The sequence below is a fragment of the Streptomyces sp. CMB-StM0423 genome (assembly GCF_002847285.1).
Taxonomy (GTDB): domain Bacteria; phylum Actinomycetota; class Actinomycetes; order Streptomycetales; family Streptomycetaceae; genus Streptomyces.
This window is the reverse complement of record NZ_CP025407.1, coordinates 41,784-66,519: the sequence shown is the minus strand read 5'-3', so window position 1 is coordinate 66,519 and position 24,736 is coordinate 41,784. Positions and strand designations below refer to the sequence as shown.

The 24,736-nt window shown below is 71.7% G+C and carries 10 protein-coding genes and 1 pseudogene; 6 read left to right on the top strand and 5 right to left on the bottom strand.

Features of this window, described 5'->3' with window-relative positions:
* Positions 1-157 precede the first annotated feature (157 nt).
* The 3 genes from CXR04_RS34665 to CXR04_RS00165 all read right to left on the bottom strand — a co-directional run bounded on the left by CXR04_RS34665 (position 158) and on the right by CXR04_RS00165 (position 2,530).
* Positions 158-907 (bottom strand): hypothetical protein, encoded by a 750-nt coding sequence (locus CXR04_RS34665; RefSeq protein ID WP_159072226.1) that lies wholly within the window; start codon positions 905-907, stop codon positions 158-160.
* A gap of 118 nt (positions 908-1,025) precedes the next feature.
* Positions 1,026-1,295, bottom strand: coding sequence for a helix-turn-helix transcriptional regulator (locus CXR04_RS00170; protein WP_267898169.1), 270 nt, complete (start codon positions 1,293-1,295; stop codon positions 1,026-1,028).
* Between the two features lie 41 nt (positions 1,296-1,336).
* Positions 1,337-2,530 (bottom strand): M14 family zinc carboxypeptidase, encoded by a 1,194-nt coding sequence (locus CXR04_RS00165; RefSeq protein WP_101419876.1) that lies wholly within the window; start codon positions 2,528-2,530, stop codon positions 1,337-1,339.
* Between the two features lie 196 nt (positions 2,531-2,726).
* Between CXR04_RS00165 and CXR04_RS00160 the strand changes: the two are divergent.
* Positions 2,727-2,816: pseudogene (locus CXR04_RS00160) on the top strand (transposase); the annotation flags it as partial.
* A 1,091-nt stretch (positions 2,817-3,907) separates the two neighbouring features.
* Here CXR04_RS00160 and CXR04_RS00155 read toward each other — a convergent pair.
* Positions 3,908-4,996 (bottom strand): hypothetical protein, encoded by a 1,089-nt coding sequence (locus CXR04_RS00155; protein ID WP_101419875.1) that lies wholly within the window; start codon positions 4,994-4,996, stop codon positions 3,908-3,910.
* 1,276 nt (positions 4,997-6,272) lie between these two features.
* Here CXR04_RS00155 and CXR04_RS00145 point away from each other — a divergent pair.
* Positions 6,273-7,136 carry a hypothetical protein gene (locus CXR04_RS00145; RefSeq protein WP_442802438.1) on the top strand — a complete coding sequence of 288 codons (864 nt, stop codon included), beginning with the start codon at positions 6,273-6,275 and terminating at the stop codon, positions 7,134-7,136.
* Positions 7,137-7,184: 48 nt separating this feature from the next.
* On the top strand, positions 7,185-7,406 hold the full coding sequence (locus tag CXR04_RS00140; protein ID WP_101419873.1) for an MbtH family protein: 222 nt from the start codon (positions 7,185-7,187) through the stop codon (positions 7,404-7,406).
* Between the two features lie 85 nt (positions 7,407-7,491).
* Here the strand turns inward: CXR04_RS00140 and ccrA are convergent, their stop codons facing one another.
* The gene (gene ccrA, locus CXR04_RS00135; protein ID WP_101419872.1) at positions 7,492-8,841 is read right to left on the bottom strand and encodes a crotonyl-CoA carboxylase/reductase; all 1,350 of its coding nucleotides are present in this window, start codon (positions 8,839-8,841) and stop codon (positions 7,492-7,494) included.
* 521 nt (positions 8,842-9,362) lie between these two features.
* On the opposite strand from ccrA, the gene CXR04_RS00130 reads away from it, so the two are divergent.
* Genes CXR04_RS00130 through CXR04_RS00120 form a run of 3 tightly spaced genes read left to right on the top strand, consistent with a single transcriptional unit; the run spans position 9,363 to position 24,732 of the window.
* The gene (locus tag CXR04_RS00130; RefSeq protein ID WP_101419871.1) at positions 9,363-18,098 is read left to right on the top strand and encodes a type I polyketide synthase; all 8,736 of its coding nucleotides are present in this window, start codon (positions 9,363-9,365) and stop codon (positions 18,096-18,098) included.
* Positions 18,095-21,403 (top strand): type I polyketide synthase, encoded by a 3,309-nt coding sequence (locus CXR04_RS00125; RefSeq protein WP_101419870.1) that lies wholly within the window; start codon positions 18,095-18,097, stop codon positions 21,401-21,403. Before CXR04_RS00130 ends, CXR04_RS00125 begins: the two co-directional genes overlap by 4 nt.
* Positions 21,400-24,732 carry a non-ribosomal peptide synthetase gene (locus CXR04_RS00120; RefSeq protein WP_101419869.1) on the top strand — a complete coding sequence of 1,111 codons (3,333 nt, stop codon included), beginning with the start codon at positions 21,400-21,402 and terminating at the stop codon, positions 24,730-24,732. The genes CXR04_RS00125 and CXR04_RS00120 overlap by 4 nt, the downstream gene beginning before the upstream one ends.
* Positions 24,733-24,736: the final 4 nt, after the last annotated feature.

Below are 24,736 nucleotides of genomic sequence, written 5' to 3'. Positions count from 1 at the left end.
CCGCCGTCTTCATGCGCTTCGCTCGGGACCCTACGGGTTCGGTGGGCAGGCTCTCGCCACCGCCCGTGCCGCGGGCGTGGATCAGCCGCCCGCCCGGACAAGGACACCCTGCTGCTCACGACCCACGGTTGACGGGCACGAACCGATACGGCTCTGCTTATGTTTTCGGTACCACCATGGTGATGAGCATGCGGCCTTGCGAGGGGTCGGCCTCGACATGCGGCATCGGGGGTGGGCACGCCGCGTGGGCGGAGAACTCGGTTTCCCAGTCGGCCCAGGGATCCAGCGGCACGTCCGCGCGGGCTGCCTCGACATCCCGCACCTTCTGCTGCCCGGCGGGCGCAGACCCGGGGAAGAGGTGCCCGGAGTTATCGGTGCGGCGATGCCTCCCGCGGGGAATGGTCGGAGAGTCGGGATCAGGGAGAAGCCCCTGGGTGGAGAGCGTCTTGAGGCGGTCGACCACGGTATTCACCTCCACGCCGGCCTCCGCGGCCAGCGCGTGCAGGTCCACGCCGCTGCGCCAGCCCTCCGCCAGCGCCTCGTCCATCGCCGACAGCGGCAGCGGACCGGCGGGCGCCGGCGCATCGGATTCGTCCGTACGGCCACCGCCTTCGGAACCTTCCCGGGTGGCGCGCTGGTGGAAGGAAGCCAGCAACTCGTCGGCCACACTGCGGGCTTCTTTCCTGCCGACGCTGCGGCGCGCGGCCCGCACATCGCGCTCGGCCAGCCCCAGCAAGTCGGCCGCCGAGCGGTCCCGCCCGAGGCTGACCGCGAAAGCGGCCAACGCGTGCTGGCGTGCGCTCTGGGCCTGGGCAAGTACCGTCTGGGCGATCCTGACCTGCTCGTCGTAATAGCAGAACTCCTCGGCAATCGCCCGATTCTGCACCCAGGAGTGTCGTGGATCCATATCCGGATCAACGGCGTATCTGAAGGGAAGTGCTGATTCAGTAACTTTAGCCACTCCAATGGCGTAACCGGAGGCTCGCGGACGAACCTGCCCCCGGGGCCCGCTTGGCCGTGATCAGCTAGGTGCGAGTCGTCGCGCGTCGGCGGTATCTGCCGGGGGAGAGACCGAAGTGGCGTGTGAACGCGGCGGCGAAGGCGAAGTCGGAGGAGTAGCCGACACGGGTGGCCACGGCATCGAGCCGGGCGGCCGGGTCGGCCTCCAGCAACCGGGCCGCAAGGTTCATCCGCCACCACGTCAGGTACATCAACGGCGGCTGCCTGACGAGGGTGGCGAAGCGGCGGGAGAGCGTGGCCCGCGACATCCGCGCTGTGTCGGCCAGTTCTTGCACTGTACCGGATCACCGGGCGATGCCGCGGGCCGTCCGCTCCGTCAGGAGCGGGGGCCGTCGGAAGGCAGCGTGACGCGGTTCGGGATGGCGTCGTAGACGCCCGTGTCGAGGGAGTTCACCGAGCCGTCCGCGACGGCGTCGACCAGGCCGCCGAGCCCGGTCTCGACTTGCTCGGTGAGCATGCCGTTGCGCTTCATGCCGTCGTACTGGGTCTGCGAGGACGTCTCGAAGAGAACCACCGCAGAGCCGCGAAGCTGGTACGAACCGAGCGCGGTGCCCGGCAGGTTGGTGGACTGGGGGTAGAGGGTCAGCTTGCCGTAGCCGGACTTGCCCCGCTCCTGGAGCGCCTGGTAGACGGCGACGTTGGCCCGCTTGGAGGCGTCCAGGTCGAACTTGGGCCAGTTGCCGAACTCGGCCGGGTTGTCGATGAACTTGGCCGAGATGGACAGCGGCGACATGCTCTCCATGTCTTCGGTGGCGTAGCAGGACCACTGGTTGTGCAGGTCGACGAAGTAATCGACCGTGCCGAACTCCTGCTCCAGCGAACGGTAGACATTGCGGGAGGTCTGCGCCTCGGGAGTGATGTACCAGCCGGTGTCGGCGCTGTTGCCCGGGAAGTCCTCGGCGGCGGGAACGTAGTCCAGGTTCGGGTTGAAGTCACGGTTGATGTCGAAACCGCCGACCCGGGAGTTGTAGTTCCACGCCGGGGACGCACCCGATAGCTGCGGGAAGTCGGCGACGACCTCGTTCCAGGTCATGTCGTTCTGCCGCTGGTCGAGCTCGCCTCCGTCGACGTTCAGCCGGGGGACGACCACCACGGTGACGTTCTCCCGCAGCTTCTTGGCCTCCGGGGTGTTGGAGCCCCACCGCTTGAGCAGCTCCAGGGCCGCCTCGGTGCCGTGCATCTCGTTGCCGTGGATCTGCGTCTGCACGTACACGACCTTGTCGCCCTCGCCGACGCGCGCGGTGTGGATGGCGCGGCCCTGGTTGGAGTACCCGGCCACCTCCACGTCGACGATGCCGCCGGTGCTGGTCTCCAACTGCTGGAGAGCGGTGGTCAGTTGCCGGTAGTTGACGAAGCCGTTGTTGCCGGATCCGGATGCCTCGGTGCCGCAGTGCGACACGGGCGGGATCGCGCCGGCGGTGGGATTGTCGGCGGCGTTGGCGGCGACGGTGGAGAGGCCGGCGACCAGGGCGGTGCTCGCCAGTGCGGCGACCCAATTTCGTGCGGACATTCACTGCTCCTCAGGCGTCGTAAAGGCACTACTGAGGGGGGCGTGCGTCACTCTAGGCGCTCAGGAGACATCTGTGAACGGGGTGTTGCTCCTGTCGCATACGCACCTGGCCCGGCGGGCGGCCGTCCTGCCTGCAACGGCCGTGCACTTCGCGGTATTTCCTCGCCAAATGCTCTGATCTGCAGTAACGCCACCGGGCGTCTACGAGATGCGGGAGATCGTCAACGCGATCCTGTACCAGAACCGGACCGGCTGTCAGTGGGACTTCCTGCCGCACGACCTGCCGAAGGTTCACGATCCGTGACGCCGAGTGGGACTTGTACGTTCCCGTGCACCGTGATCCGGTGACCGGCGTCGTCCTGGCGACCATCCCGCCCCGCCGGGAGTTCCACGGCGCATGAGTTCTGCGATGGCGGAGACGGCGGCCGCGCATAGCTCGGACCCTGGGCAGTAGAGCGGGATCCTGCTTCCGCACAGCGGTGGCGCGCCATGCCACATCGACACCCAGATCGACCAGGGGCTGCCGCCGCCCTGCGGTAGGTCTGTCCGCGCCGGGAGTCGCTCAATGAGGCGCAGGATCGTCCGTCCTGGGCGCCCGCCCTGCGGCGAGAATCCGCACAACTGGGCTGCCCCAGGCGGCGCCTGGCCTGCTGGGTTCGATCGGTGCCAGGCCCGCGCCCGCCCACACCCTCACCGTCAGCGCCATCGACAAGCGAATGAGCTTCGATGACTACAGGTACGGGGCCCGGCTCACCAAGGTCGACTCGACGTCCACGGAAGCGGACATGAAGCCCTTCCTCGTACGAGGTTCAACTTGCCTACAGCAGCAAGAGCATGCGCTGCCATTATGCGCCGCCGGCGGTGTTCGGCGTACGGGAGGGCGTGCTCATCGCCCTGCCCGCGCCGCTCAGCACGGACGAGCCGTCGAACCCCTTCTGCGACAGTTTCTTTGAGGCGTACCGCTACACAGACGCGGACGGGACCGACCTCGACGCACTACCGCTTGACAGGGAGTGGGATGTCTACGGGTGGCGTGGCTGTGGCCCTGGAAGCCCTGACCGGCGGCCCGCCGCCAGCTCACCTTCTCCAGGTGGCGTCCCCGGTTTCGCGCCCGGATCCCGGAGCCTGAGTGTGCCTTGCGGAACCGTACCCGGGCGGGCGAGGGCCGGGTCCCGGGCAGGCCGGCTTGTTCGCCCGGCGGCCCCGCCACGCGGGCCCTGCCCTGGCTGTAGGTGGTGGCTCGCGTCAAAGTGTCCTCAAAAACTCACGTCTGTCTGTCCACCCCTATGACAGCACCCATGACGCATCAGCTCAGGTCACAGCACCTCCCGGCTGGACACTCCGACGCGAACAAGTCCTCCACTTCCACGCGATTCATCAGCGGTGGTGCGCGGGCGCCTTCGGTTTGCGGGCCGCTGCCCGGAGACCGCCCCACAGCGCCGCCGCGGCGGCCTCCGCCGGGAGCGTCGCCGTCGGCGGGGCGGCCGGGGCAGGGGAGGGGGCGGTGGGGGGTGTCGGGGGCGGGGCAAGGGAGCGGAGGTTGCCGGCTACGCGGACGCCGGCGGCGGTGATGCCCGCGACTATCTCGTTCGCCACCGCCGCCGCGGCCTGGGTCGCCCAGCGCGGGGTCGTGATGCGGGGGGCGTCCGGCGGGGGTGCGTACGTCTGGTCGAGGTGGCGCATCACGCCGTTGCGGATCACCTTGTGGTAGCGGTCGCCCGACCAGCCGCGGGCCTCCGCCTCGATGTTCAGCTGCCGCAGCAGCTCCACCTCGCCGAGCGTCAGCGAGCGGTTGATCACCCCGTCCTCCGGCACCAGCGTCCCCGCCGCGACCCCCAGCAGCTCCTCGAAGACCCGCAACTGCATGTCGCGGTCGGTCTCGTCGACCACCACCACCGTCAGCCGGTCAGGGCCCACCGCCCGCGCCCACCGCGCCACCAGCTCGTCGTGCCGGTGCCGCAGCCAGAACGTCGCCGCCACCGGATCCTTCCGCGGGACGCGGAAGACGGTCTCCAGCCACTCCTCGTACGGCGTGCAGAGCCCGTCCTTGACCTCCTGCTGCCACTGCGAGGGCACGATCTTCACCAGCGGCCGCAGCGTCACCGCCACGTGGACGCGCTCCCCGCCGAGCCCCTCGACCGCCCGCCGCGCCGCGTCCGCCTCCGCGTTACAGAACGCCTCGCTGCTGATCATCACCCGGCGCTCCCCGGCCGCCGCCACCTCCGCGCACAGCCCGTCCCAGTCGGCGGCCGTCGGCGTCACCGAGCCCTTGCGTAGCCGCGCCCCCGTCACCGCCGCCGCTGCCACCCGCGCCTGCCGGCCCCTCCCCGCGTACACCGCGCCGCCCGCGGCCAGCCGCTCCCGCGACTGGTGGAACGCGCCCTGCAGCGCGGTCGTGCCCGTCTTGTACGGGCCTATGTGCAGCAGGCGCGTACCCGCCGCGAGTGTCAGCCGCTGTTCCGTCATCCGCGCGTCCGATCCCCTTGGTCCCCTGGGCCGCCCTCGGCCTCCCCGCGGGAGCGGGGAACAGGACTAAACCACAGGGCGCGCCCCGCGCCGCCCGGCGGGGTCGGGGTTCTCGGGCGGCGCGGGGCACGGGGAGGGCGGGGCTGCAGCGCATTCCTGCTTCAAGGCAAGATCGGCACCATCCGCGGTGTCATGGCGGCCGCCACCGTCCTGGGAATGCTCCGCCGGACCTGCATCGGCGCCGCCCTGCTCGGCCACGTGAATCTCCAGACCACTCGGGGGTACGTCGCGGTCTTCGCCGAGGACATCGTCAAGTCCAGTCTCCGCGGCCCGGCCGGTGACAGCGGGAGCGGTCGGCCGGATCGCGCATGACCCACGGAGACGGGGCGGCTCTGTCGGTGTCGACCACAACACCGAGGCTCGACGCTCCTCCACGTTGCCGAGTCCCGAGCGCAGACCTCGGTTGATCTACGGGCCTTGCCGGCGAGTCATGTCGCTCAACCCGGCGAGAGCCGTGTTCTCGGCGCGAGGGTGTGTGGCGCAGCAGTCAAGTCACCCTCGGAAACACTGTTTGTGCATATCTGCCGAATTTCGGCGTGCGGGTTCGGCGCCCGCATCTTGCTCAGGGGAGGGATGGGCGTTTGTGCTGTGACCAGTCCCTGCACGGTCAGCGGGCGTGGGGTCGGCCGAGGCGGATCTTTTCCTCTTTGGGGGTTCCGACAATGGTCCGTACCTGTCGTAAACATTGCCAGAATTTTACAAGAAGTGCTTGGTGGGTGGCAGAACTTTGTCCTGTGTGCCAGGCGCATCATTCAGCGGTGGCGGCTCCAGAATGTTCGAGTGTCCTCCGGGCGGCTTGCCTTCGCGCTTGACGTCCCGGCGGCCTGTCGATATATCAAGCCTGTATACGCGCGTATACAGGGCAAGACCCCGAACCTGGCGGGACGGGTGCATGTGAACGTGGGGGTTGCGTGCATGGATGCACATGCGGTCAGAGTGGAGGAGGGCTTCAGGGCTTTCGTAAGCGGTAAGGAATCTTTGCCAGTTCATGAGCACGCCGGGACGTCCTCGATGTCGTGCTCACGGAAGTGCTAAGAGGGGCTACGTGTCCGATATATTCCATGAGCGACTAGTCTCCCGCGATACTCACTCATTTCTCATCAGCTCCCTGTTGCCTGCGGACTCCCCGCGCCTGGCGGGCGAGATCGAAGAGCACGCGCGGGCACTTGCCGAGTCGAGCGCGCCCTTACCGCCCATCGTCGTCAACCGCTCCACGATGCGAGTCGTGGACGGCATGCACCGGCTGCGCGCCGCGAGACTGCGCGGCGCGCAGCACATCGAAGGCTGGTTCGTGGAGGGCACGGCGGAGGACGCCTTCGTGCTCGCCGTGGAGCTCAACGCCAAGCACGGGCTGCCGTTGTCCCGGAAGGACCGCAGCGCGGCGGCGCGGCGCATCGTCGAGAGCCACCCGCACTGGTCGGACCGGCGGATAGCGTCCGCGACGGGCCTGTCCCCGGGGGTGGTGGGCGCGCTGCGCGGCGACGTCGACGTGCCAGTGGCTCACTTGTCCCTGCGCGTCGGCCGGGACGGGCGTGCCCGCCCGCTGAACAGCGCCTCCGGTCGCATCGCCGCCAGCCAGGTCATCGCCGAATCCCCCACCGCTTCATTGCGGGAGATCGCCAGCAGGGCGGGGGTCGCCCTCGCCACCGCCCGCGACGTACGCAACCGTATGCGAAGGGGTCTGGATCCGGTGCCTCCCAAGCTGCGGGCCGCCGAGTCGGACTTTGCCCCGGCGGCCGGACGCGGGCCGACGGCAGCGGGGACGGCGTCAGTGCCCGACCAGGATGCGGCGAGCTATGAGAACGTGCTGGCCAGGATGCGCCGTGATCCCTCGCTGCGCATGTCACAGAACGGCCGGACACTGATACGCCTGCTGCTCTCGCAGCACCTTGCGGACGACCAGTGGGGGGATCTTGCGGCGGGTGTCCCAGCCCATCGCGCGGTCGACGTGGCGCACGCAGCCCAGCTGTGCGCCGACAGGTGGCTGAAGTTCGCCGCCGAAGTCCGGGTGCGTCGGGCCCAGTCCGAGGACGCGGCACCGGAGGGCGGCGGCCCCCGGCAGCTCTCACCAGGCGCCTGAGCTTGATGCACCCCCGGCAGGCCGGAAACCACGAGAGGACATGAGGCCATGACGGATACGGTCAACGCGTTCGACGTTCCCGACGAGCGGTACCACGTGCTGGTCAACTCCGAGGGCCAGTACTCACTGTGGCCGGCGCTCACCGATGTGCCGGCCGGTTGGGAGCCGGTGCACGGCCCAGCGGGACGGGCGCAGTGCCTGGAGTACGTCGAGAGCAACTGGACTGACATGCGGCCCAGAACGCTGACAGTCGCCCTCGACGAGGGGTGATCTGGTGGGGACAGACCGGCGGGGGTGGGTTCGCGTGCGGCGCCGGCCCGCCCCCCCGGCGAGGTTCTGCTCTGCTGGAGGCCCCTCACCCGGCCGCCGGAACCCGACCGGTGCGGAACCTGTTGATCGCCGTCTGGTGGCGCGCGCGCAGTTCGGGGTCCCGGACCCCGAGCCCCTCCCGGGGTGCCAGGCACAGGACGCCGACCTTGCCCTGGTGCAGGTTGCGGTGTACGACGTGCACCGCCTGCGCTGTCTGCTCCAGCGGAACCACCTCCGACAACGTGGGGTGAATCCGGCCCTGGACGATGAGCCGGTTGGCGGCCCACGCCTCGCGGTAGTTGGCGAAGTGCGTTCCGACGATTCGCTTGAGGTGCATCCACAGGTAGCGGTTGTCGTACGTGTGCTGGAAGCCCGAGGTGGACGCGCAGCTGACGATCGTGCCGCCACGGCGAGCCACGTACACGCTGGCGCCGAAGGTCTCCCGCCCCGGGTGCTCGAACACGATGTCCGGGTCCTCGCCGCCTGTCAGTTCCCTGAGCCGGGTGCCGAACCGCCGCCACTCGCCCTGGTCCTGCGTGTGCTCGTCCCTCCAGAACCGGTAGCCCTCCGCGCTCCGATCGATGATCAGCTCCGCGCCCATCCGGCGGCACACCTCGGCCTTCTCCGGGCTGGAGACCACGCACACCGGCGTCGCCCCCCCGTTGAGCACCAACTGCGTGGCGTACGAGCCGAGGCCGCCGGAGGCGCCCCAGATCAGCACGGTGTCGCCCTGCTTGAGCCGGGCGCCGTTGGCCGACACCAACTGCCGGTACGCGGTGGAGTTGACCAACCCCGAGGCGGCGGCCTCCTCCCAGGTCAGGTGGCCGGGCTTGGGCATGAGCTGGTTGGCCTTGACCAGCGCCAGCTCGGCCAGACCGCCGAAGTTCGTCTCGAACCCCCAGATCCGTTGCTCAGGATCGAGCATGGTGTCCCCGTGCCCGTCGGGGTGGTGCAGCTCGACCGACAGGCAGTGGGCCACGACCTCATCCCCGGGCCGCCACGGCGTCACCCCCTCGCCACAGCGGAGCACCACGCCCGCGAGGTCCGAGCCGAGGACGTGGAACGGCAGGTCGTGCCGCGCCCCCTGCGGTGAAGCCTTGCCGTAGCGGGACAGGAAAGCGAATGTCGGCAGCGGTTCGAAGATCGAGGACCACACCGTGTTGTGGTTGATCCCACTGGCCAGCACCGCGACCAGAACCTCACCGGCGGCCGGCTGCGGCGTCGGCACCTCCTCCAGGTGCAGGGACTTGCGCGGATCCTTGTCGCCGCTCGCCACTCCGTCGAACATCGTCGCCTCGTCGGCGTGGAGGGTGACGCCCCGGTAGAAGTCGGGCACCCGAAGGCGCCCTACTTCGCCGGGTGTGCCCGCGATGATCGCGTCGAGGATCTCTTGCATGACTCCAGCCCTCTTTCCGGTTTACTCCGCGAGCACCGCAGAACGTGGGTGATGCGAGGTTCCCGTAGGGAAGTATTCGAGCCGCTACGGATGTCCGTTTCGCTGTCGCCTTGCCGAATTGTCGCGGCAAGTGCGCGGTTCATGCTGGCACTCGGCGGACGGCGCAGTCCAGCCGCCCCGGCCCGGAACCGATGTGCTGTGGACACCGAGGTGGCGCCGAGGTGTTCAACTGACTGGGAAAGGCAGTTGAACGGAGGGCGCACAGATGCCGTGGTTCGCCATTTCTTGACGGGTCTCGGAGCTTCCTGGAGGCTGACTCGCCAGTCATGGGAGCCGCTTGGGAAATGTACCGGTCGGCTGGCCGGGTTAATTCACCACCCGCTGAGTAATCGGCGGTGTGATGCTTCGGATCGTGCTCGCTCTTTTCGGAACGATGCGGGCGCGCGGTGATTTCGCGCCACCGGCCCGGACTCGGTCCGCGGGTAGGCGCGCCTGAGTCGAGCATGTGAGAGGGCAGTCGGATGCTGAGACGCGATTCCGAATCGCTTGTTGACCATTTCCGTACGGTCTTCGAGGAGCACCCGGAGCAACGGATCTTCCGGTTCCTGGTGGATGGCGAGGGCGAGCCGGAGTCCGTGGCCAACGACTCGTTCGACCTGCGGGTCCGTGCGATCGCCGCGGCGCTCCGGGAGCGCGTTCCTGCCGGGGAGCGGGCGCTCATCATGTGCCCGGCCGGGCTGGACTACGTGACCTCCTTCTTCGCCTGCTTGTACGCCGGCGTCCTCGCCGTGCCCGTCTACCCGCCCGACCCGGCCTTCCTGATGCGCACCCTGCCGAGGCTGACCGGGGTCATCGAGGATGCCGATCCCGGAGTGATCCTGGCCCCGGCCGAGACCGTCGCCCTGGCCGACCGGTTCGCCGAACAAGCTCCGGCGCTGCGGGACATCGCCTGGCTGACAGTCGACGACCTCGACCCGGCCGCCGCCGACGCCTGGCGCCACCCCGGATCGGTCCGCGAGGACATCGCCTTCCTGCAGTACACCTCGGGCTCGACCAGCCGCCCCAAGGGCGTGATGGTCAGCCACGGCAACCTGCTGCACAACATCGCGGCGATGAACAGCCGGTTCTTCGCCGGGGACCCGGCCCAGCACATGGTCAGTTGGCTCCCGCCGTTCCACGACATGGGTCTGATCTTCGGCCTGCTCACCCCCGCCTACGTCGGCTTCCCGGTGACTTTCATGTCGCCGTTCTCCTTCCTCAAGCGGCCGCTGCGCTGGCTGCGGGCGATCTCGGAAGCCGGCGGTACCGCGTGCGCGGCGCCCAACTTCGCCTACGACCTCGCTGTCCGCAAGGTGACCGAGGAGGAGCGGCGCACCCTGGACCTGAGCACCTGGCGGGTCGCCGCGAACGGCGCCGAGCCCGTCCGGCAGCAGACCATGGAGCGCTTCTCCCGCACGTTCGCCGACTGCGGCTTCCGGCCGTCGGCGCACGCCCCCTCCTACGGACTGGCCGAGGGCACGCTTCTGGTCTCCACCGGCGACCCCCGTGCCGAACCGCTCAGCAGAAGGCTGCGGGTGAGCGGACTGCTGTCCGGGGCGGCCGAGGACGCCGGACCCGACGAGGCCGCGCGGACACTGCCCAGCTGCGGCACTTCGGTGCACGACCAGCGGGTCGTCGCGGTGGACCCAGAGACCCTCGGCCCGATGCTCGACGGCCGGATCGGGGAGCTGTGGGTCGCGGGGCAGAGTGTCGCCGGCGGGTACTGGCGGCGCAGCCGGGAGACCGAGGAGACCTTCGGCGCCCGTCTCGCCGGGAGCGGCGAGGGACCTTTCCTGCGCACCGGCGACCTCGGCTTCACCGACGGCGACCAGATCTACGTCACCGGCCGTATCAAGGACGTCATCATCATGGCGGGCCGCAACCACTACCCGCACGACATCGAACGCACCGTCGAGGCCGTCGACGACGGCCTGCGGTCGGGCTGCGGCGTGGCGGGCGTTCGCGACATCGACGGCGAGGAGCGCCTGATCGTCGTCCAGGAGTACCGGGGGAGCCGTTCTCCGGGGGACCGTGCCCGCATCATCGCCGCCATCCGGGCCGAGGTCGCACGCGAACACGGTCTGCAGGCGTTCCTCGTCGCGCTGGCGCGCCCCGGTAGCGTACCGAAGACGTCCAGCGGAAAGCTCCAGCGCCAGGCGTGCCTGGACGCGGTGCTCGGTGGGACCCTGAACCCGCTGGCACAGTGGCGGGCGGACGAGGCGGCTCGGGACGGCCGGGCGGACGCGCCCGAGCACCCGCCCGGTCCGGCCGGTGCGCACAGCACCGGCCGGACCGCCCCGGGCGCGGCCGAAATTGAGCAGTGGCTGCGGGAGGCGCTTGCCGCCACGACCGGCGGCCGGACCGAGGCAATCGACCCCGGGCTGCCGTTCGCCGGATACGGGTTGCGCTCGGTCGACATGGTCACCATGGTCGGCGACCTCGAACAACGGCTCGGAGTGCCGCTCTCGCCGACGGTGGTGTGGGAGCATCCCACCCCCGCCAAGCTCGCCGAGCACCTGGAAGGCGTTGTCCCGGCGGTGTTCCCCGGGACACCGGTCGCGGTGGACCAGAGACCCGTTGGCGCCACCGAAACCGGCGCCCGCCTTGCTGAAACCGACGCCCGCCTTGCCCGTCGGGCCGAGCCCGCCGCCGCGCCCGACCCCGTCGCGATCGTCGGCATCGGATGCCGCTTCCCCGGCGGCGTCGACGGCCCCGACGACTTCTGGCGGCTGCTGACCGAGGGGCGGGACGCGGTCACCGAGGTCCCGGCGGACCGTTGGGACATTGAGCAGTACGCCTCCGACGACCCCGCCGCCCCCGGCCGCACCACCAGCCGCTGGGGTGGGTTCCTCGACGGCGTCGACCGGTTCGACGCGGGCTTCTTCGGCATCTCCCGCCAGGAAGCTACGCGCATGGACCCGCAACAGCGCCTCCTCACCGAAGTCGCGTTCGAGGCGCTGGAAAACGCCGGGATGCCCTCCGACCGGCTCGCAGGCTCGCCCACCGGCGTGTTCGTCGGGATCTCCACCTTCGACTACGCCACGGGCCAACTGCGCGACCTGGCCGCCATCGACCCCTACACGGGCACCGGCAGCGCCCTGAGCATCTCCGCGAACCGCCTGTCCTACTTGCTGGACCTGCGCGGCCCCAGCCTCGCGGTGGACACCGCCTGCTCCTCCTCGCTCGTCGCGGTCCTCCAGGCGTGCATGAGCCTGGAGCGCGGTGACTGCGAACTGGCCCTCGCCGGCGGCGTCAACCTCGTTCTCTCTCCCGCCTTCGCCATCAACTTCAGCAAGGCCGGGGCGATGTCCGCGGACGGCCGGTGCAAGCCGTTCGACTCCCGTGCCGACGGATACGTGCGCTCCGAGGGCGCAGGCGTCGTCGTACTCAAACCGCTCAGCCGCGCGCTCGCCGACGGAGATCCCGTGTACGCCGTGATCCGCGGGGGCGCCGTCAACCAGGACGGCGCCAGCAACGGCCTGATGGCGCCCAACCCGCAGGCCCAGGAAGAGGTGCTGCGCGCCGCCCACCGCAACGCCGGCGTGCGCGGCGCGGACATCGGGTACGTCGAGGCCCACGGCACCGGCACGGCCCTCGGCGACCCGATCGAGGCCAAGGCGCTCGGTGCCGTCCTGAGGGAGGGGCGTGACCCCGCCCGGCCGTGCCTGATCGGCTCGGTGAAGTCCAACCTGGGGCACATGGAGGCCGCCGCGGGCATCGGCGGGCTGATCAAGGCTGCGCTGGCGGTCCGCCACCGCACCGTGCCGGCGACCCTGCACTACCGCGAGCCCAACCCGCACATTCCCTTCGACGATCTCGCCCTACGGGTCGCCCACATCCTCCAGCCCTGGCCGGCCGGCGAGGACGGCATTGCGCTGGCCGGAGTGAGTTCGTTCGGTTTCGGTGGCACCAACGCCCACGTGGTGCTGGAGCAACCCCCGGCCACCGACCCCGCGCCCCGGCAGGACCCGGCTGACGACACCGTCCTGCTGACCGTCTCGGCGCGCGACGAACACGCCCTGCGCGACCTCGCCGCGGCCTACGCCGACAAGCTCGCCGCGCCCGGCCTGTCCTTGGGCGACTTCGCCGCCGCCGTGGCAGTCCGCCGCACCCACCACGAGCACCGGCTGGCCTGCACCGGCTCGTCGGCGGACGAACTGCGCACCGCGCTCGCCGCGTTCGGCCGAGGCGCGGAGGTGCCCGGCCTGTCCAGCGGCGTCCGGCGCGTGGGCTGGCACCCCAAGCCGGTGTTCGTCTTCTCCGGCCAGGGGCCCCGGTGGTGGCCCCTGGCCGACGACCTGCTCGCCGGGGAGCCGGTCTTCCGCGCGGTCGTCGAACGCTGCGACGCCCTGCTGCGCCGGCACACCGACTGGTCGTTGCTGGACCAGCTCACCGCCGACCCTGCCAGGTCCCGTCTGCTGGACACCGCCGTCGGGCAGCCCGCTCTCACCGCCGCGCAGATCGCCCTCGCCGCCCTGTGGCGCTCCTGGGGTATCGAACCGGCCGCCGTCGTCGGCCACAGCGTCGGTGAGATCGCCGCTGCACATCTTTCCGGTGCGATCGGGCTGGAGGACGCCCTCGTCATCGCGCTGCACCGCGGTGCCGCCCTGCACAGCGCCACCGGCAGGGGCAGGATGGCGGTCGTCGGCGTCGGTCTGGAACGGGCCCGGGAGATCCTGGCCGAACGTCGCCCCGGACAGGTGTGGATCGCGGCGGGCAACAGCCCTGGCTCCACCGTTTTCTCGGGAGAGAGCACCGCCCTGGAGACGCTGGCCGAGGCACTTCAGGAAGAGGGCCTGTACTGCCGCGTCCTGGAGTCGGTCGAATTCGCCTCCCACTGTCCGCTGATGGAGCCCGTCGCACAGGAGCTGTGGGGGCTGCTGTCGGACCTGCGTCCGCGCACCGGCACCCTTCCCATGATCTCCACCGTCACCGGAAAGCCGGTCGACGGGGGCCGGCTGGACGCCGAGTACTGGGCGTCCAACCTCACCCGGCCGGTGCTCTTCGACACCGCGGTCACCGAGCTGGCCGAGTCCGGTCACGACGTCTTCGTCGAGATGTCGCCGCACCCGATGCTCACCGACGCCGTCACCGAGCGCATGTCGTCGTACGGCCACACGGTCGCCGTCTCGTCCCTGCGCAGCGACCGGCCGGGTCGCGCCACCCTCCGCGCGGAGCTCGGCCGGCTCTACACCGCCGGCTACCACGTCGACTGGACCCGGGTGTACGGCCCGGCCGCGCCTATGGCCGACCTTCCCACGTACCCGTGGCAGCGCACCCGCTTCTGGTACGCCGAGCACACCCGCTACCGGTCCGAGCGCCGCGGGCACCCCGTCCTCCGCACCGCCGTGCGGTCCGCCCTGCCCCCGCACGCCGCCCACTGGTCCGCGCCGGTCGACCTGGACGACTTCGGTTACCTGACCGACCACCAGGTCGGCGGCAGCGCCGCCCTGCCCGGCGCGTTCGTCTTGGACGCCGGGCTCGCGGCGGCGCGCGAGCACCTCGGCGGTCCGGCCACCCTCGCGGACGTCCACTTCACCCGGCTGACCGTGGTGCCCGAGCACGCCCAGGACGCCACGCTGCAACTCGTCCTCGTCCCCGAGACCGCCGACACGGGTTCGCTGCGGCTGTTCACCCGCGCCGATGCCGACGACGAATGGGCCGAGGCCGCCCACGGCGCCTTCCGCCGCGGCGCGCCCGAATCCGGTGGCGAACCACTGTCCGCCGTACGCAACCGCTGCTCCACCCCCGTCGACACCGACGACCACTACGCCGCGCTGCACCGGGCCGGGCTGGCGTACGGCCCGGCCTTCCGGGGCGTCGAGGAGCTGTGGTCCGGTACCGGCGAGGCCGTTGCCCGGCTGCGCGACCGGGCCGCCCTGACCGCGGACCGCGGCGAGCACTTGGTGCACCCGGCCGTTCTCGACAGCGCGTTGCAGACGCTCATGGCCGCCCTGTCGCCCCCCACCGGCGGGGACGACGCCGTCGCGAGCACCTATCTGCCGATGCGCGTCGGCTGCTTCGCCCTCTTCGCCGAGCGGGCCGAACCACGCTGGGCACACGCCGCGGTCACCGCGCCGGAACCGGGCGCCGAGGAGATCACCGATGCCACCGTCGTTCTCTACGACGCGTCCGGGGCCCCGGTCGGCGAGGTCACGGGCATCGCCCTCAAACGCCTGGACGGCGAGACCGCCGCCGACCCGCTCGGGGAAGCCCTGTACGACGTGGCCTGGCGGCAGACCCCCGGTGAGTCCGGCACGGACGCCGAGCCCGGCACCTGGCTGGTGTTCGCCGACGCCGGCGGCACCTGCGACACGCTCGTCACCGGACTGCGCGCCCGCGGCGGCACCTGCGTCACCGCGACCGTAGGCCCCGGCTACGGCAGACCCGCTCCGGACCACTACGTGCTGGATCCCGCGCGGCACGAGGACGTCGCCGCACTGCTGGCCGACCTGGCCGCGACCGGCGTCCGTCCCGACGGCATCGTGCACGGCTGGGCCCTCGATGCCGCGCTGGCCGAGGACGACACCCCCACGCGGCTGCTCGCCGTCCAGGACTCCGCCACCGTGCCCGCCCTGCACCTGGTCCAGGAGATCACCCGCGCCGGACAGGACTCCGCACCTCGCCTGGTGCTGCTCACCCGCGGCGCCCAGCAGGCCGGCGACGGCGACGAACTGTCCGTCGGCCAGGCGCCGCTGTGGGGACTGGCCCGCGTGATCGGCCTGGAACACACCGAACTGCGCCCCACCGTCGTCGACCTGGACCCCGCCCGCCCCGAGGGCGAAGCGGAATTGCTCCTGGCCGAGGTGCTGCGCCCCGGCGACGACGGCCAGGTCGCCCTGCGCCACGGCGAGCGCCTGACACCCGCACTCCAGAGGTGGACTGCCCCCGACGCGACCCCGGACACTCGGCCCACCTGGGCCTTCGACGCGGCGCGCGACGGCAACCACCGGCTGCTCGCGACCCGCCCCGGCCGCCTCGCCAGCCTCAGAGCGACTTGGGGGTACCGCACCCCGCCGGGGCCCGGCCAGGTGGAGATCGAGGTCGCCGCCGCCGGCCTGAACTTCAGCGACGTCCTGAAGGCCCTGGAGACCTACCCCGGCGCGGAGGGCATCGTCCCGCTCGGCGCCGAGTGCGCGGGCCGCGTCGTCGCCGTCGGCGAGGGCGTGACCCGTCACCGCGTCGGCGACCGGGTGATCGCGGTCGGCGCGCACAGCATGGCGGCGTTCACCACGGTCGGCGAGGACCTGGTTGCCGCCGCGCCGCCGGCCCTGGGCGAGGACGAGGCCGCCGCCGTGCCCATCGCCTTCCTCACCGCCGTCCACGCCCTGGAGCGCCTTGCCCGGCTGCGCAAGGGCGAGACCGTGCTCGTCCACTCCGCGACCGGCGGTGTCGGGCTGGCCGCGCTGCAGGTCGCCCGGCGCCGCGGCGCCCGCGTCTACGCCACGGCCGGTACGGAGGAGAAGCGTGAACTGCTCCGCAGCCTCGGCGTGGAGCACGCCATGGACTCGCGCACGCTCGCCTTCGCCGACGAGATCACCGAACGCACCGGCGGCCGGGGCGTCGATGTCGTGCTCAACTCCGCCACCGGCGAGGCCCTGGTGCGCAGCCTGCGGCTGCTGGCCCCGGGCGGCCGGTTCGTCGAGATCGGCAAGCGGGACGTCTACGGCAACAGCCATATCGGGCTGGAGCTCTTCAAGGACAACCGCGCCTTCTTCGCCGTGGACCTGGAACGCACCATCCGCGAGCGGCCCGAGGAGATCGCCGAGCTGTTCGCCGACATTGTCCAGGGTTTCGACGGCGGCGAGTTCACGGCCCTGCCCGTCACCGGCCACCCCTTTTCCGACGCGCCGGCCGCCTTCAGCGCCATGGCGCAGGCGCGGCACACCGGCAAGCTGGTGCTGCGGCCCGACCCCCACGAGCGGATCACCACCGCTCCGGGCGCCGCTCCCGTACGGCCGGACGTCTCCTACCTGATCACCGGCGGGCTCGGCGCGCTCGGCCTGGAGACCGCCCGCTATCTGGCCGGACAGGGCGCCCGCCACCTCGTGCTGGCCGGCCGCAGCGCCCCCTCGGCCGCCGCCGAACGGGCCGTCGCCGAGCTGCGCGACTGCGCCGAGGTCGCCGTCGTCAGGGCCGACGTGTCCGAGCGCGCCGCCCTCGACGGGGTCCTGGCGCGCATCGACGCCACCATGCCGCGGCTGGCCGGAGTCGTGCACGCCGCCGGAATCCTCGACGACGGCCTGCTGACCGGCCTGGACCGGGAAAGGTTCCGCTCGGTTGCCGGGCCCAAGTCCACCGCCGCCTGGCACCTGCACCACGCCACGTCGGACCGCGAACTGGACTTCTTCGTCCTGTACTCCTCGGCCGCCGCCGTGCTCGGCTCGGCCAGCCAGGCCAACTACGCCGCCGCCAGCGCCCTCCTCGACACCCTCGCCCACCACCGGCGTGCCCGCGGACTGCCCGCGCTCAGCATCGACTGGGGCCCTTGGTCGGACATCGGCCTCGCCGCCCGCCCCGACCGCGGCGGAGCCCTCGCCGCCCGCGGCATCGAGAGCATCAGCCCCGGCGACGGCATAGCGACCCTCGACCGGCTGCTGCGCACCGACGCCGCCCAGGTCTGCGTCCTGCCCCTGGACCGGGACAAGCTGGGCGACCACCCCGGAGGCAGTCTCCTCGCCACCCTGCTCGGGGACGCGCCCGGAGAGTCCCCGGCGGGCCGGCCGGCCACGAGCGAGGTGCGCCGCCGGCTCCTCGCCGTGGAGCCGGGTCGCCGCCGCCGAGCCCTCCTGACCGAGCACTGCCGGGCCGTCGCGGCCCGCGTGGTGGGCGCCGAGCCCGGCAGGATCGACACCAGCGCCCCCATGAACAGCATGGGGTTCGACTCGCTGCTCTCCCTCGAACTGCGCAACTCGCTGGTGTCGTCGCTTCGGGTGCAGCTGCCCTCGACCATCGCCTGGCGCTTTCCGACCATCGACGCGCTGGTGCCCTATCTGGCGGAGCGCATGGACGTCCAGCTGGAACCCGGCCGAACGGCCCCCGATCGCCCCGCCGGGAAGGCCGCGTCCGATCCACCCGGTCCGCTCCCCGGTGACCAGGGGAGCGCCAGCCCGCTCCCGACGAGCGCCTCGGCCGGCCTCAACGCGATGTCCACCGCCGACCTCGAGGCGCTCCTGCTGGCCAAGACGAAGCAGATCGACGAAGGGGGTCGGCGATGACGTCACCGGAACGCACCCTGGTGTCGGCTGACACGCTCAAGAACGCCTACCTGACGATGGAGCGCCTGCAGCGCCGGATCGAGGAGTACGAGCGGGCGCGCACCGAGCCCGTCGCCGTCGTCGGCGTCGGCTGCCGCTTCCCCGGCGGCGTCACCGACATCGCCACGTACTGGCGGATGCTCACCGACGGCATCGACGCCGTCGGCGACATCCCCGCAGACCGGTGGGACCACGACGCCTTCTACGACGAGGAAGCCGGCAAGCCGGGCAAGATCTACACGCGCTCCGGCGCGTTCATCGAGGGTCTCGACCGGTTCGACCACGACTTCTTCGGGGTCTCCCGCCGCGAGGCGCTGGCGATGGACCCCCACCAGCGCCTGACTCTCGAAGTGTGCTGGGAAGCCCTGGAGGATGCCGGCCAGGCGCCCTCCGGCCTGGCCGGCAGCGACACCGGCGTGTTCATGGGCACCGCCAGCTCGGACCACGTCACCTCCCGGATCCGCCACCCCGAGGACGTCACCGCGTACACCAGTTCGGGCGCCGCGGCCAGCTTCGTCCCGGCCCGCATCTCCTACCTCCTCGACCTGCGCGGCCCCAACCTCGCCGTCGACACGGCGTGCTCCTCCTCGCTGCTGGCCGTCCACCAGGCATGCCAGAGCCTGCGTACGGGGGAGTGCGACATGGCGCTGGCCGGTGGCGTCAACGTCGTGCTGTCCCCGGTCCTGCTGATCTCCCAGTCGCAGTTCGGCTCGGTGTCCCGGCAGGGGCGGGCGATGACCTTCTCCGACGCCGCCGACGGCTACGTACGCGGCGAGGGCTGCGGTGTCGTCGTGCTCAAGCGGCTCTCGGACGCCGTACGCGACCGGGACCGGATCCTCGCCGTCGTACGCGGCGGCGCGGTCAACCAGGACGGGCGCAGCGCCGGCATCACCGCCCCCAACGGCGCCGCCCAGGTGGGCGTGTACCGCCGCGCCCTGGCAGCCGGCGGGGTCCGGCCCGAGCACGTCGGGTACATCGAGACACACGGCACCGGCACCCGCCTCGGCGACCCGATCGAGGCCGGGGCACTCGCCGAGGTATACGGGCGCGACCACGGCGCACCCGTATACCTCGGCGCCGTCAAGACCAACATCGGCCACCTGGAGGCCGCGGCGGGAATCGCCGGGCTGATCAAGGCCGCGCTGTGCGTCTCCCACGGAGCCATCCCGCCCAACCTGCATTTCACCCGGCTGAACTCCAACATCTCCTTCGAGGGCACCACCTTCGACGTGCCCACCCGCGTCACCCCCTGGCCGGAGACCGAAGGCCCGCGCACCGCCGCCGTGAGCAGCTTCGGCCTCAGCGGCACGAATGTGCACGTGATCCTGGAACAGGCGCCGTCAGCCGCCCCGCCGCCCGCGGACCACCGGCGGCCGGCCGGAGTCCTGGCACTGTCCGCCCGCACCGAAACGGCGCTGACCGCTCTGGCCCGCCGGTACGCCGACCGGCTCGCCGACGGCGACGGCACGCCCCTCGCCGACCTGTGCCACTCGGCCGCCACCGGCCGCACCCACTTCCGGCACCGCCTCGCCGCCGTCGGGACCACGCGCGAGGAAGTTGCCGACCGGCTCGCCGGCTTCGTCCGCGGCGATACCGGACCCGGCCTGGCGCTCGGCGAGGCACACGGCTCCGACGTGGTCTTCCTGTTCACCGGGCAGGGCGCCCAGCGCCCCGGCATGGCCCGCGGGCTGTACGACACCCAGCCCACCTTCCGGCGCGCCGTCGACGAGTGCGCGCGGATCCTCGAACCGCTCCTCGACCGCCCGCTGCTGTCGGTGCTCTTCCCGGACGATCCGGAGGACCGGCAGATCAACGAGACGGCGTACGCCCAGCCCGCGACCTTCGCGGTGGAGTACGCGATGGCCGAGCTGTGGCGCTCCTGGGGGGTGACTCCCGCGGCGGTGCTCGGCCACAGCTTCGGCGAGTGCGTCGCCGCATGCGTCGCGGGCGTGATGTCGCCGGCGGACGGGCTGGCGTTCACGGTGCAACGCGCCCGCGTCATCCAGGAGCACTCGCTGCCGGGCACCATGGCCGCGGTGTTCGCTCCCGAGGAAGAGGTGGCCGCCGAGATCGCCGCGCACCCGGACCGGATCGCCGTCGCCGCGGTCAACGGTCCGGCCAGCACCACCATCTCCGGCGACCGCGACCTGGTCGAGGTCGTCTGCGCCGCCTTCGCCGCCCGCGGCGTCAAGGCCAAGCCCCTGCACATCGCCTCCGCCGGCCACTCGCCGCTGATGGAGCCCGCCGTCGAGCCGCTGCGCCGCGCCGCGGACAAGATCGCGTTCGCCGCTCCCCGCATCCCCCTCGTCTCCAACGTCAGCGGCGAGCTGTGGCCATGGGAGCAGGTCCCCGGGGCCGACTACTGGGGCCGGCACGTCCGGGACACGGTGCGCTTCGCCGACGGCGTGCAGACCCTGCGCGACATGGGCCACCACACCTTCGTCGAGGTCGGCCCCGCCCCGACCCTGCTCGGCGTCCTCAGCGACGCCCTGCCGCCCGACCATGACGACCTGCTGCTGCCCAGCCTGCGCCCCAAGCACGACGACTGGGAGGTGCTGCTGGAGACGGTCGCCGAGCTGTACGCGGCCGGTGTCGACATCGACTGGCACGGGTTCGACGGCGACTACACCCGCACCAAGGCCCCGCTGCCCACCTACCCCTTCGAACCGACCCGCTGCTGGGAGCCACCCCGGCCCTGGCACGGGGACCGGCCGGCCGCGCCCGCCGCCGAGAGCACCGCCGAGGCGGGGGACGACTCCCATACCCGCCCCGCCCGGTCCTCCCGGCGCTCCTCGCGCACCCGGCGCCGCCCTAGCCGCATCCCCACCGCCACCGAACTCCGCGGGCTGGCCGAGCCCGAGCAACTGGACACCCTGGCTGCCCGGTTCGTGCTGAGTGTCAAGGACGTCCTCGGCTCCGCCTCCGGCGACGTCGGCCTGGACGAGCCGCTGACCGGTTTCGGCCTGGACTCCCTGATGGCCGTCGAACTGCGCAACGAGATCCAGGACAGGCTCGGCCTCACCCTGCAGATCACCGACTTCCTCGGCGGCGCGACCATCCGCAGCGTCGCCGAGCGCCTCGTCAAGGAACTGGCTGCGACCGGCGGCGACTCCGAGACGGATACACCGCACGACCGCTCCGGGGCACCGACCGCGATCCGGCGCGTGCCCCGGGCGGCCGACACGGCCGCCGCCCTGCTCGCCGAGTTCACCAGTCCGCCCCAGGGCTCCGCCGCACAGAACTCCGGCCCGGAGGGACGGCAGTGACCGACGACGAGCTGGCCCGGAAGCTGGCCGCCCTCACTCCCGAGCAGCGCGCCCGCTTCGACGTCCTGCTCGCCGAGCGGACACCTGCCGAGGACACCTTCCCACTCGCGGTCCTGCAGCGCGGCACCTGGTTCCTCGAACAGCTCCGGCCCCGCAACCCGGGCTACATCGTGCCCGGCGCGGTCCGTATCGAGGGCCACCTCGACACCGGCGTGCTGCGCGCGGCGGTCGACGAGATCGTCCGCCGCCACGAGGCCCTGCGCACCACCTTCCAGCTCCGCAACGGCACCCCCGTCCAGGTCGTCCACCCCAGTCCGGCCGTCGACATCCCGGACACCGACCTCGGCGGCCCGGGGTACACCGACGCCGACCGCCAGAAGTGGATCGACGACGCCCTTGCCGAACCCTTCGACATCGACACCGGCCCGCTGCTGCGCGTCCGGCTGCTGCGCACCGGCCCCGAGCGGGCCGTGCTCGTCGTCGCGATGCACCACCTCGTCTCCGACCGCTGGTCCACCGAGGTCTTCCTCGCCGAACTGTCCGAGCTGTACGAGGCGTTCGCCGCCGACGCGCCTTCGCCGCTGCCCGACCTCGCCATCCAGTACGGAGACTTCGCCACTTGGCAGCACCAGCAGCTCGACGGCCGCGGTTGGCAGCAGGACCTGGCGTACTGGCGCGGCCACCTGGCCGGCGCGCCCACCGTGCTGGACCTGCCCACCGACCGCCCCCGGCCCGCCGCCCAGGGATTCAACGGGGGCTCCGTCCCCGTCGACCTGCCGCCGGCTCTGATCCGCGAACTGGCCGCGCTGGCCGGCCGGCACGGCGCCACTCCGTACATGGCGCTCCTGGCCGTCTTCCACATTCTGCTGCACCGTTACACCGGCCAGGAGGACATCGTCGTCGGCGTGCCCACCGCCCTGCGCGGTCGCGCCGAAGTCGAGCCGCTTATCGGCTATTTCGTCAACACCTTGCCCCTCAGGGCGGATCTGTCCGGTAACCCCGCCTTCGCGCAGGTCCTCACCCGCGTCCGGGACGCCTGCCTGGGCGCGTACGCCCACCAGGACGTTCCCTTCGAGCTGATCGTCGCCGATCTCAACATCCCACGCGACCTCAGCCGACCCCCCGTCTATCAGGTCAGTTTCAGCTACGGCCGGGAGCCCGTGCCCACCCTCGCGATGGCCGGCGCCCGCCTCACCCGGCTCCGGGTCAGGAGCGAAGGCGCCCGCTTCGACCTGGAGTTGCAGGCGTTCGACACCGACGGCGGGATCACCGGCTGGTTCGAGTACGACCGCGATCTGTTCGACGAGTCCACCGTCGTCCGCCTCGCCGGCCATTTCCACCGCCTGGTCGAGCAGGTCGTCGCCCGGCCCGGCACCCCCGTCGACGGCCTGGACCTCCTCGACGAGAGGGAACGACACCGCCTCCTCACCGAGTGGAACGCCACCGACAGGAAATGGCCCCACGGACTGGTCCACGAGTGTGTCGAGGAGCAGGCACGCAGGACCCCCCAAGCCGAGGCCGTCCGGTACGCCGGCACCTCCCTCACCTACGCGGAGCTGAACCGGCGCGCCAACCGCCTCGCGCACTTCCTGCGCGCCCGCGGTGTAGGCCGCGACGCCCTGGTCGGCGTCGCCATGGAGCGCTCCTTCGACCTCGTCGTCGCACTGCTCGCCGTCCTCAAGGCCGGTGCCGCGTACGTGCCGTTCGACACCGAGTTGCCGCCCGCCCGGCTCGCCGCCATCGCCGACGACGCCCGGCCGCCGGTGGTCCTCACCCAAGGTGCCCTGTCGGGCCGGCTGCCGGCGCTCGACTGCCCCGTGCTGCGCGTGGACGATCTCGCCGCGGAGCTGGCCGCGCAGTCCCCGGACGACCCCGGTGTAGCGGTGGACGGGGAGGATCTGGCGTACGTCATCTTCACCTCCGGCTCGACGGGCCGCCCGAAGGGGGTGATGAACGTCCACGCCGCTCTGCGCAACCGGCTGCTGTGGATGCAGGACGCCTACGGCCTGGACGCCACCGACCGCGTGCTGCAGAAGACGCCGTTCTCCTTCGACGTGTCGGTGTGGGAGTTCTTCTGGCCGCTGATGGCCGGCGCGACCCTCGTCGTGGCCCGGCCCGGCGGGCACCGTGACAGCGCCTATCTCGCCGACACCATCGCCGCCGACCGGATCACCACCGTCCACTTCGTGCCGTCCATGCTCCAGCTCTTCCTCACGGAACCCCCGGGGAAGTCCGCCGGGCTGCGCCGCGTCTTCTGCAGCGGCGAGGAGCTGCCCCGCGCCCTGCACGACCGCTTCCTGGAACTCCACCGGGCCGAGCTGCACAACCTGTACGGCCCCACCGAGGCCGCCATCGACGTCACCGCCTGGCACTGCCGTCCGGGACCGGATCCCCGACCGGTGCCCATCGGCCGCCCCATCGCCAACACCCGCATGTACGTCCTGGACCGCCGGGGCCGTCCAGTCCCGGCCGGGGTGCCCGGCGAACTGTGCATCGGCGGCCGGGGCCTGGCACGCGGCTACCTCAACCGACCGGACCTGACCGCCGAGCGCTTCACCGACGATCCCTTCGTGCCCGGCGCCCGCATCTACCGCACCGGCGACCTCGCCCGGCACCGCGCCGACGGCGCGCTGGAGTTCCTCGGCCGCCTCGACCACCAGGTCAAGCTCCGTGGCCAGCGCATCGAGCTCGGCGAGATCGAGGCGGTCCTGGTCCGGCACGACACCGTACGCGAAGCCGTCGTGGTCGCCCGCGAGCACGCCCCCGGTGACGTCCGTCTCGCCGCCTACGTCACCGCCGCGGGCGCTGCGGCGCCCACCCCCGGCGATCTCGCCGCCCACCTGCGGGAGTATCTGCCCGAGTACATGGTCCCGGCCTCCTTCACCGCGCTCGACGCACTGCCCCTCACCGCCAGCGGCAAGGCCGACCGCAAGGCCCTCCCCGAGCCGCGTACCGGCCGCCCCGACCTCGAAGCCCGGTTCGTCGCACCCGAGGACGGCCTGGAGCACGCGCTCGCCGAGATGTGGCGCGGCCTGCTCGGCGTCGAGCGCGTCGGAGCGCGGGACAACTTCTTCGATCTGGGCGGCCATTCCCTCCTCATGGCCGAGTTCCGCACCCGCCTGCTGGCCACCCTCGATCACGAGCTGACGATGGTCGAGCTGTTCCAGCACCCCACCGTCGAATCTCTGGCCGCGTACCTCGGCGGCTCCCGCACCGGGTCCGAGAGCGCCGGACACGGAGCCAGGCAGCGTGCGGAAAACCGTCGTCAGTCCCGCAGCCGGCGGCAACAGGCGGCCGAGCGCCGGGCTTCCTCCCGCGGAGACAGGTGATCGA